Source organism: Luteibacter sp. P4_E6 (assembly GCF_056401535.1).
Window position 1 is genome coordinate 1 of record NZ_JBFUJE010000135.1, and the last position, 9,075, is coordinate 9,075.

Here is a 9,075-nt window from a genome sequence, read left to right on the forward strand (position 1 = left end):
GCTTTTCCTCGACGTGGGCCTCAACAAGCGTGAGGCCAAGGAATTCGTGGACGCGTATTTCGAGGTCGTGCGCGAGGCACTGGAACGAGGTGAGCAGGTCAAGTTGTCCGGCTTCGGCAATTTCGACCTGCGGCAGAAGAATCAGCGGCCCGGTCGCAATCCCAAGACCGGCGAAGAAATTCCCATCTCGGCCCGGCGGGTTGTCACCTTCCGTCCTGGCCAGAAACTCAAGGTAAGAGTCGAGGGTTATGCTGGATCCAGGGAATAACACCGAACTTCCGGCGATCCCGGCGAAGCGCTACTTCACCATTGGTGAAGTCAGTGAGCTTTGCGGCGTCAAGCCGCACGTCCTTCGCTACTGGGAGCAGGAGTTCCCGGCCCTCAAGCCCGTCAAGCGCCGCGGCAATCGCCGCTACTACCAGCGCCACGACGTGCTCATGATTCGCCAGATCCGCTCGTTGCTTTACGACGAGGGCTTCACCATCACGGGCGCCCGCGCTCGCCTGGAAGGCCCGCAGGCTCGTATGGAAGCGAGCATGTCGCACCAGATCGTCCGTCAGGTGCGTCTCGAACTGGAAGAAGTACTGACCCTCCTTCGTCGCTGACCCGCTTCCGCAGGTCACGGCGTTGCTGCTACAATCGTTTGCTCGTCGGGGTGTAGCGCAGCCTGGTAGCGCACTACGCTGGGGGTGTAGTGGTCGCGAGTTCGAATCTCGCCACCCCGACCATTATTCAAAAAAACGGCGTCCCTCGCGGGGCGCCGTTTTTTTTGAACAATGTGGGAGCCGATTCATCGGCGAAAAACCAACGAAGTGATGATGCGAAAGCCCTGTGCGGGAGCCGGCTTCGCCGGCGATAGCGACAAGGTCAGGTAGAGGGTGCCGTCGTCGCCGGGGTCGCAACCGCCGGCCCGGCCGCCGTGAATTCCCGCACCACCGACGCGGTCTTCGACTTCCTCTTGAACTCCGTCGTGACCACCAGCCTCGAATGATCAGCCGCAACCGCATAGTGCTGCACGATGTCCCCGCGCTTGTCGTCGATGTGGATGACTATCACAAGATCGTCGCCGTCCCAGCCCGCCCGCGTGACGTCACCCGCGTTGTCCTTGCCCGTCACCATCGGCACATTGCTCGCACGGCCGTTGGACGAGATCACGAGGTTGCCCGGCCGTATCGCGATGTCCAGTGTGTCGGGAAGCAGCAGGGCGCGACGAAGCATGTCGCCGCTTCCGCTGACGGCGTTGCCGGCGCCACCGCCTGCACCTGCGCCACCACCCGCACCGCCGCCGTGCCGGCCACCACCTCCCATGCCACCGCCACCTCCGTGACCGTGGCCGCCACCCATGCCGCCGCCGTGACCGGACCCGCCGGCCGCAGGCGCGGCGTCGGGGTCCTCGCTGTGGGATACGTCGACCACCCAGTGGCCGTCGAAGGAGTGCGGATGGTCGGGAGAGGCGGCCAACCGGATGCCGTTACTGGCGCAGCCAGCGAGAGCGACGATGCAGGCGATCGTCAGGCCACGCAGGGCAGGGTGGGAACGGTGCATCGATAGGGTCCAGGCTTGGGGTTATGGACTGTCCAACGTGAGCCAGAACGTTACGTTGACCCGGCTCAAGATTTCCCGCGGTCCGCCGAAAGCCATCGTGTCCGCCGGTCACGGCGATCAAAGGGGATGACGATGACGCTGGAAGCTCGCGAGCGCGCAAGCGCTGCCTTGAACGACGCCCGGGCCAAGGCCGCCCGCCTCGCCGATATCGACCCTTTCATGATCGACCTCTCCCTGCGCGAGAACCCCGTGGGTTCGCGCGTCGGCCAGACCCTGGACGAAAAGCTCGCGATCCTGCCTCAGCTACGCACGTTTGGTTTTCGCAMTATTTCGTTGGGCACGCTGGATTACGCGATTCCCGACGAACTGGAAGTCGACGATGACTTCATGATCCGCCTGCGTGATACCGGTACGGACATGACCGGTTGCTTCGCCTTCACCGCGATGGGTATCGCGTCGCCCGACGGCACGTTTACGCCCGATCCGTCGCAGCTGAAACTTCGTGACTATCGCGTGCCGAATACGGTGAGCGAGATCTACCTCAGTTCGTTCGGCATGGAAGGCATGTACGACCTTCCCACGCTCAAGCGGAGCCTGCCAGCGAGCGTCCAGTGGCTCAGGGAGAACATCGTCGGCGAAGATGGCGGGGCACCGCGCATCTTTATCAACATCGTCGACGGTTGCGATGCGTTCGCCGAGGCAAGCGACGCGACGTTCGAGATCATGGAACTGCTCGCGGGACTACCGATCGAGGGCGTCACGATGGAGGACGACCGTGGCACGTATATGCCCTTCCAGGTCGGCGCGTACGTCGCCGCCGCGCGCGCGATCCTGCCGCCGTCGATGAAGCTGTTGATGCACATCCACTCTGGCGCGGGCTTCGAGAATGCCTCCATGATCGAGGCCTTGCTCAATGGTGCCGACGGTGCCTGGGGCGGCTTGCCGAAGCGTGCGGCGGTCATCGGCCACGCTTCCCTCGGCGAGTTGCTGGCCAACCTCGTCAGGACGGGCAACAGCAAGGTCACGAACACCTACCGCATGGACGAACTCCTGCCGTTGGCCACGGATCTGCAGGTGCTCGACGAGGCCGGCCCGGTGCCTGACGACCTGCCCATCTTTGGACACAACGCCTATCGGCTGTCGCTGGGTGCGTTCCGCCAGCGCCCCGATCGCTTCATGGACCTGCCGCCGGACCGCATCGGCGGCGAGTATCGGTACCGCATCTGCCCGGTGGTGAGCGACGTGGAAGCGGTGCGTGGCCGGCTTGCCGAGGTGAGTGGYAAACCGCCGGAGGACTATGCGGACGAGGTGATCACCATGATGATTCGTCTGATGCGCCGGGAACTTCGTCGCGGCCTGCGTATCGATTACGACGAGCCGGAGCAGGTCATGGCCCTGTATGCCCGCGCGCTGGYGGCCCTGGCACAGCTCGTGTCCATCTCCTCCGGGGAGCCGGCGTAGTCTCCGGGGCCGTGGGACTAAGTTTTWGCCGTTTCCGCCGGTACACTGTCGGGGCCGTCGGTGGGGGACAAGGCAGGTCATGAGCATCGAAGACATCATCCGCGAAGAAGACGTCGGGGTTTACAAGACCCTGCTCGAATCCACGCGTGCCATTCCCTGGAAAATCGAATGGGCGACGCTGAGCTTCGCCTACATCGGCCCGCAGATCGAAGAGCTGTTGGGCTGGGCGCCGCAATCCTGGGCGACCGTGCAGGACTGGGCCGATCGCATGCATCCGGAAGATCGCGCCTGGGTCTTCGACTTCTGCGTGTCGCAATCGCAGGCTGGCGTCGATCACGAAGCCGACTATCGCGCCCTGACCAAGACGGGTGAATACGTCTGGATTCGCGATGTGGTCCACGTCGTGCGCAATCCGGACGGCTCGCCGAATGCACTCATCGGATTCATGTTCGACATCAGCGAGCGCAAGCGCACCGAAGAGAAGTTGCTCGACATGCAACGCGAACTGGAGGAGTTGTCCTTCAAGGACGGGCTCACTGGCGTCGCCAACCGTCGTCGCTTCGACATGGTCATGGAAATGGCCTGGCGGGACGCGCGGCAGAGCCGCCAGACCTTGTCGCTGGTCGTCCTCGATATCGACTTCTTCAAGCAGTACAACGATCACTACGGCCATCTGGAAGGCGACGAGTGCCTCAAGCGCGTCGCGTCGGCACTGTCGAACATCGTGCGGAACCCGGACGACCTGCTTTGCCGCTTCGGTGGCGAGGAATTCGTGCTCCTGATGCAGAATACCGACGAGGCAACCGCCCTCGCGCTGGCCTGGCGCTGCCTCGACCTGGTGGAAAAGGCCATGATTCCGCATGCGGGTCTGGGCGCAGGCAAGCGGCTTACCCTTAGTGCGGGTGTGCATACCCTGGTGCCCAAGGAAGGCGACGAGATCCTGCCGGCGATTGCCGTGGCAGACCGTCGTCTCTACCTGGCCAAGCAGCGCGGACGCGCCCGCGTCGTCGCCGAAGGCGGCGACTAACCAGGTCGCTCGATGCAGGCGACTACATCGATGACTACCGGCTCGAAAGGAGCCGATTCATCGGCGATGGGTACTTGCGCCACGGTCAGAAATCGCCGCTGAAGCGGCTCCCACATCGAGGGTGAGACGGTGGACCCGGAGATACTGCGCCGCCTGCTACGCGCAAAGGACCGGATGGATGCCGCCTCGAACGAGGCCTGGCCGGTGCACCGTCTCGCGCGCGTAAGTCACGTTTCCGAAGCGCATTTCGCGCGCTCGTTCAAGCAGGCCTTTGGTCTTCCTCCGCACCGCTACCTGCTCACTCGCCGCCTCGAGCGGGCAAAGGCCTTACTGCGGGACACAGCGTTGCCTATCCTCGACATCGCGCTGCAGACAGGCTGGAACAGCCTGGGTACGTTCGGCCGCGTGTTTCACGATGTGAATGGAAAGAGTCCCAGCGCGTGGCGCGCTTTTGAGCAGGCTGCCCGCCATGAACTGGCCGAGGTGCCGCACTGTTTCGTCAGCGCCGCCTACAGGCCCGACATCACGACCGCAGTTTCGGAGAAGCGACGGATCGTGCAGGCTGGTAAAAAAGGGGCTCCCAACAAACCGGAGTTCTCATGAGCCAGGGTATCGGAGTAGTAGGGCTGTACGTTCGCGACCAGGACGAAGCCCTCGAGTTCTATGTCGAAAAGCTCGGATTTCGTGTCCACACCGACGCGCAAAACGGCGACTTCCGCTGGCTGACCGTGCAGCACCCGGAGCAGCCCTCGCTGCAGTTGGGTCTGTTCAAGCCGCAGGCGCCGGTGCTCGACGAGGCGACCGCGCAAACGATGAGCGAGGTGGTGGCGAAAGGCGCCATGCCGCCGCTGGTACTGAACGTCGACGACTGCCGTGGCGCCTACGAGCGTATGCGCGCCCGCGGTGTGGAATTCACACAGGCGCCCGAAGAACGCTACGGCAATGTCGACGCCAACTTCCGTGATCCCTCGGGCAACGGATGGAAGATGATCGAGTCCCGTCGGCCTCAGTAGAGCGCGCGTGCCTTAAGGGTGCCTTCGATCGCCGCCAGTTCGTTACGCAACGAGGCGGCGTGTTCTTCGGTCGTGGTCACGTCGATCACCACGTAGCCCACCTGGCCAGACGTTTGCAGGTACTGGCCGTCGATGTTCACCGCGGCGCGCGAGAACACGTCGTTTACCCGCGACAGCACGCCGGGAATGTTCCGGTGGATGTGCAGCAGGCGGCGGCTGGTCGGGTGACCGGGCAGGGATACCTCGGGGAAATTCACCGCAGAGAGTGTGCTGCCGTTGTCGCTGTAACGCACCAGCTTCGACGCCACTTCGATGCCGATGTTCTCCTGAGCCTCGGCAGTGCTGCCGCCGACGTGCGGGGTGAGGATCACGTTGTCCATGCCCACCAGTGGCGAGATAAAGGGGTCGGTATTGCCCTTCGGCTCCACGGGGAAGACATCGATGGCCGCGCCGGCCAGGTGCTTCGAGCGCAGCGCGGCAGCGAGCGCATCGATGTCGACGACGGTACCGCGCGACGCGTTCACCAGCATCGAGCCGGGGCGCATGCGGGCGATCTCGGCGGCACCGATCATGTTTTTCGTCTGTGCCGTTTCCGGTACGTGCAGGGTCACCACGTCGGCACGCTCGAGGAGGTCTTCGAGACTCGAGGCCGGCCGGGCGTTGCCCAGCGAAAGCTTGGCTTCCACGTCGTGGAAGATCACCCGCATGCCCAGCGATTCGGCGAGCACGCCAACCTGGGTGCCGATGTGGCCGTAGCCGACGATGCCGAGGACCTTGTCGCGAACCTCAAAGCTGCCGGCTGCCGATTTCGACCAGCCGCCACGGTGGYACTCGGCATTCTTTTCGGGAATGCGGCGTACCAGCATGATCGTCTCGGCGATGACCAGCTCGGCCACGCTGCGGGTGTTGGAGTAGGGCGCGTTGAACACCGGCACGCCCAGGCGCTCGGCTTCCGCGGTATCCACCTGGTTGGTGCCGATGCAGAAGCAGCCGACGGCAATGAGGCGCCGCGCTTCGGCCAGGACCTCGGCCGTAAGGTGGGTGCGCGAGCGGATGCCCACGATGTGCGCGTCGGCAATGCGCTCCTTGAGGTCGTCCTCGGAGAGCGACTTCTCGTGGAACTCGATCTGCGAGTAGCCGGCCTGACGGAAGGTATCCAGCGCGCTGCGGCTGACGCCTTCGAGCAGCAGGACCTTGATGTCTTCTTTCGGGTACGACGTGCGCTTCATGGCCGGGCTTCAGATCCGTGGACGAGAGACTCACTATGCCAGAGAGTGCCGTTCATGTTGCAGCGCAGTGGACGCATGGCCGTCGCGCTGGCACCCTGCCGGGGAACCCCGAGCGAGAGCCCCATGACCGATCCGCGCCTGTCCGAGCTTGCCCGCCTGCTGCCCGAGCTCAAGTTGTCCACCGACCCCGGCGACCTTGAACACCACGGTCGCGACTGGACGCGACGCTGGACGCCCGCTCCTTTGGCGATCGCCTTTCCCGCCTCGATCGAGGAAGTACAGGGCATCGTCCGTTGGGCCAACGGCGAGGGCGTGGGCGTGGTCCCCTCGGGCGGCCGGACGGGCTTGTCGGGCGGTGCCGTCGCGGCGCACGGTGAGATCGTGGTCAGCCTGGACCGGATGAACCGGGTACTCGACTTCGACCCGATCGACCGGACGCTGACCGTACAGCCGGGCATCGCCCTCGAGGCGGTGCACAACGCGGCCCGGGAGCGCGGTCTGCTCTATCCCGTGGATTTTGCCGCCCGCGGGTCCTGTCAGATCGGTGGCAACATCGCGACCAACGCAGGCGGCATCCGGGTCATCCGTTATGGCAATACGCGCCAGTGGATCGCCGGGCTCAAGGTCGTGACGGGCACCGGTGAGCTCCTCGATCTCAACCGTGGCTTGGTCAAGAACGCGTCCGGCTACGACCTGCGCCACCTGGTGATCGGTTCCGAAGGCACGCTCGGACTCGTCGTCGAGGCCACGCTGAGCCTTACCTCCCCGCCGCCGCCCTCTCAGGTCATGCTCCTGGCGGTGCCGGCAATGGACGCGTTGATGAAGGTATTCGCCGAGGCGCAGCACCGCCTGACGCTGGGTGCCTTCGAGTTCTTCACCGATCGCGCCTTGCATCATGTGTTGGCCCACGGTGCGCAGCGACCCTTCGAGGAAACGTATCCGTTCTACGTCGTCACCGAGTTCGACGCGGCGGATGAGAAGGTCGAGGCGGCGGCGCTGGCCTTTTTCGAGTTCTGCCTCGACGAAGGCTGGGTGGTAGACGGCGCGATCAGTTCGAGCGAGGCGCAAGCCGCCGCCCTGTGGCGTCTGCGTGAGGGTATTACGGAGAGTCTCGCGCCCCATAAGCCCTACAAAAATGATGTCTCCGTGCGGATTTCTGCCGTACCGGCCTTCATGGCCGACATGCAGGCCCTGCTCGCGGCGGAGTACCCGCACTTCGAGGTGGTCTGGTTCGGCCACATCGGCGATGGCAACCTGCACATCAACGTGCTTAAGCCGGCCGACCTGGACAACGCGGCGTTTGTCGAACAGTGCGAGCACGTCACCTCATTGCTCGTCGACACGCTTCAACGGCATGGCGGCAGCATCTCCGCCGAGCACGGCATTGGGCTGGTGAAAAAAGCATGGCTGGGCAGCGTACGCAGTGAGGCGGAGATAGCGCTGATGCGGGGCATCAAGGCGATCTGGGATCCGAACGGTGTCATGAATCCCGGGAAGCTGCTGTAACCGGCCCGCTGCCGCGGGATCGCCGCTGAAGCGGCTCCTACCGAGCGGGGGGGCGCGCGTTGCCTTGTGGGAGCCGATTCATCGGCGATGGGTGCTTGCCTCAGACTGGCCCGCTGCCGCGGGATCGCCGATAAATCGGCTCCTACAGGGTGTGGCGTCTGGCGGGGCGCCCCATTAGCCTTGTCATCTCCCCGACATCAAAAGACCGCCCCCATGGCCCAGGACTCCCCCGACCTCTACCCCCCGATCGAGCCCTACAACAGCGGCACGCTCAAGGTCTCCCCGCTGCACACGCTCTACTTCGAGGAAAGCGGCAACCCGCACGGTAAGCCGGTGGTGTTCCTGCATGGTGGCCCGGGCGGCGGCACCAACCCGCGCTGCCGCCGTTTCTTCGACCCCAAGGAGTACCGCATCGTGCTGTTCGATCAGCGCGGCTGCGGCAAATCCACGCCGCACGCCGAACTGACCGACAACACGACCTGGGACCTGGTCGCGGACATCGAGACCCTGCGTGAGCACCTGGGCATCAACACGTGGCAGGTATTCGGTGGTTCATGGGGTTCGACGCTGGCGCTCGCGTATGCGGAAACGCATCCGGCGCATGTGAGCGAGCTCGTGCTGCGCGGCATCTTCATGCTGCGGCGTTCGGAGCTGGAGTGGTTCTACCAGGGCGGCTGCGACATGCTCTACCCGGACGCGTGGGAAACCTTTCTTTCGGCGATTCCGCAGGCCGAACACGGTGACCTGATCAGCGCCTACCATCGCCGGCTTACCAGCAGCGATCCCGCCGTTCGTGTGGCCGCCGCACGTGCGTGGTCGGTGTGGGAAGGTGCGACCAGTTACCTCTACCAGGATGAAGGCCACATCGCTTCCAGTGGCGAAGACGAGTTCGCGCTGGCGTTCGCGCGCATCGAGTGCCACTACTTCGTCAACGCGGGTTTCTTCGAGGTCGACGGACAGCTCCTCCGCGACGTCGGCAAGATTCGCCACATTCCCACGGTGATCGTGCAGGGGCGATATGACGTGGTGTGCCCCGTACGCAGCGCATGGGACTTGCATCGCGCGTTCCCGGAGGCCGATCTGAGAATCGTGCAGGACGCGGGGCATTCGGCGTTCGAGCCGGGGATCGTGCGGGAGTTGGTGCAGGCGACGGATCGGTTTACGCGGTAACGCATCGCCGCTGAAGCGGCTCCCACAGGCAGCCGCTTCGTGGCTACGGCCGGCTTGGTGTGGGAGCCGCTTCAGCGGCGATGGTTGCCCGGCGCAAGCCGGGCAACCCCTCTCACCTCAGAAC

Annotated in this window: 10 protein-coding genes and 1 tRNA gene; 9 read left to right on the plus strand and 2 right to left on the minus strand. The window is 64.4% G+C overall.

What is annotated here, in order from left to right; genetic code table 11:
* The 3 genes from ihfA to AC1DT2_RS10435 form a co-directional block, all read left to right on the plus strand.
* Positions 1 to 268: integration host factor subunit alpha (ihfA, locus tag AC1DT2_RS10425; protein WP_477296138.1), on the plus strand; the 268-nt coding region annotated here is incomplete at its 5' end.
* The gene (locus AC1DT2_RS10430; RefSeq protein WP_036114913.1) at positions 249 to 605 is read left to right on the plus strand and encodes a MerR family transcriptional regulator; all 357 of its coding nucleotides are present in this window, start codon (positions 249 to 251) and stop codon (positions 603 to 605) included. The genes ihfA and AC1DT2_RS10430, both read left to right, overlap by 20 nt.
* A 46-nt stretch (positions 606 to 651) precedes the next feature.
* Positions 652 to 728, plus strand: a tRNA-Pro gene (locus AC1DT2_RS10435).
* A gap of 139 nt (positions 729 to 867) precedes the next feature.
* Here the strand turns inward: AC1DT2_RS10435 and AC1DT2_RS10440 are convergent.
* Positions 868 to 1,545, minus strand: coding sequence for a hypothetical protein (locus AC1DT2_RS10440; protein WP_477296139.1), 678 nt, complete (start codon positions 1,543 to 1,545; stop codon positions 868 to 870).
* Between the two features lie 132 nt (positions 1,546 to 1,677).
* Between AC1DT2_RS10440 and AC1DT2_RS10445 the strand changes: the two genes are divergently transcribed.
* The 4 genes from AC1DT2_RS10445 (at position 1,678) to AC1DT2_RS10460 (ending at position 5,046) form a co-directional block, all read left to right on the plus strand.
* Positions 1,678 to 3,006: a beta/alpha barrel domain-containing protein gene (locus AC1DT2_RS10445; RefSeq protein WP_477296140.1), complete on the plus strand. Its 1,329-nt coding sequence runs from the start codon at positions 1,678 to 1,680 to the stop codon at positions 3,004 to 3,006.
* 79 nt (positions 3,007 to 3,085) lie between these two features.
* Positions 3,086 to 4,033: a GGDEF domain-containing protein gene (locus AC1DT2_RS10450; RefSeq protein WP_477296141.1), complete on the plus strand. Its 948-nt coding sequence runs from the start codon at positions 3,086 to 3,088 to the stop codon at positions 4,031 to 4,033.
* A 174-nt stretch (positions 4,034 to 4,207) separates the two neighbouring features.
* Positions 4,208 to 4,636 (plus strand): helix-turn-helix transcriptional regulator, encoded by a 429-nt coding sequence (locus tag AC1DT2_RS10455; protein WP_082879059.1) that lies wholly within the window; start codon positions 4,208 to 4,210, stop codon positions 4,634 to 4,636.
* Entirely contained in the window at positions 4,633 to 5,046 is a 414-nt protein-coding gene (locus AC1DT2_RS10460) for a VOC family protein (RefSeq protein WP_213947879.1), read from the plus strand. Before AC1DT2_RS10455 ends, AC1DT2_RS10460 begins: the two co-directional genes overlap by 4 nt.
* On the opposite strand, the gene serA is transcribed toward AC1DT2_RS10460, so the two are convergent.
* Positions 5,040 to 6,275, minus strand: coding sequence for a phosphoglycerate dehydrogenase (gene serA, locus AC1DT2_RS10465; protein WP_477296142.1), 1,236 nt, complete (start codon positions 6,273 to 6,275; stop codon positions 5,040 to 5,042). The genes AC1DT2_RS10460 and serA overlap by 7 nt on opposite strands.
* A 123-nt stretch (positions 6,276 to 6,398) precedes the next feature.
* Here serA and AC1DT2_RS10470 point away from each other — a divergent pair, with 123 nt between their 5' ends.
* Both AC1DT2_RS10470 and pip read left to right on the plus strand, forming a co-directional pair.
* The gene (locus AC1DT2_RS10470) at positions 6,399 to 7,781 is read left to right on the plus strand and encodes an FAD-binding oxidoreductase (protein WP_477296143.1); all 1,383 of its coding nucleotides are present in this window, start codon (positions 6,399 to 6,401) and stop codon (positions 7,779 to 7,781) included.
* 213 nt (positions 7,782 to 7,994) lie between these two features.
* Positions 7,995 to 8,951, plus strand: a complete 957-nt coding sequence (gene pip, locus AC1DT2_RS10475; protein WP_213947882.1) for a prolyl aminopeptidase — start codon at positions 7,995 to 7,997, stop codon at positions 8,949 to 8,951.
* Positions 8,952 to 9,075 lie beyond the last annotated feature (124 nt).

Bases quoted from the DNA above. Each gene is read 5' to 3' on its own strand.
- AC1DT2_RS10430 (WP_036114913.1), top strand. From the start codon at position 249: ATGCTGGATCCAGGGAATAACACCGAACTTCCGGCGATCCCGGCGAAG.
- AC1DT2_RS10440 (WP_477296139.1), bottom strand. From the start codon at position 1,545: ATGCACCGTTCCCACCCTGCCCTGCGTGGCCTGACGATCGCCTGCATC.
- AC1DT2_RS10450 (WP_477296141.1), top strand. From the start codon at position 3,086: ATGAGCATCGAAGACATCATCCGCGAAGAAGACGTCGGGGTTTACAAG.
- AC1DT2_RS10455 (WP_082879059.1), top strand. From the start codon at position 4,208: ATGGATGCCGCCTCGAACGAGGCCTGGCCGGTGCACCGTCTCGCGCGC.
- AC1DT2_RS10460 (WP_213947879.1), top strand. From the start codon at position 4,633: ATGAGCCAGGGTATCGGAGTAGTAGGGCTGTACGTTCGCGACCAGGAC.
- AC1DT2_RS10470 (WP_477296143.1), top strand. From the start codon at position 6,399: ATGACCGATCCGCGCCTGTCCGAGCTTGCCCGCCTGCTGCCCGAGCTC.
- pip (WP_213947882.1), top strand. From the start codon at position 7,995: ATGGCCCAGGACTCCCCCGACCTCTACCCCCCGATCGAGCCCTACAAC.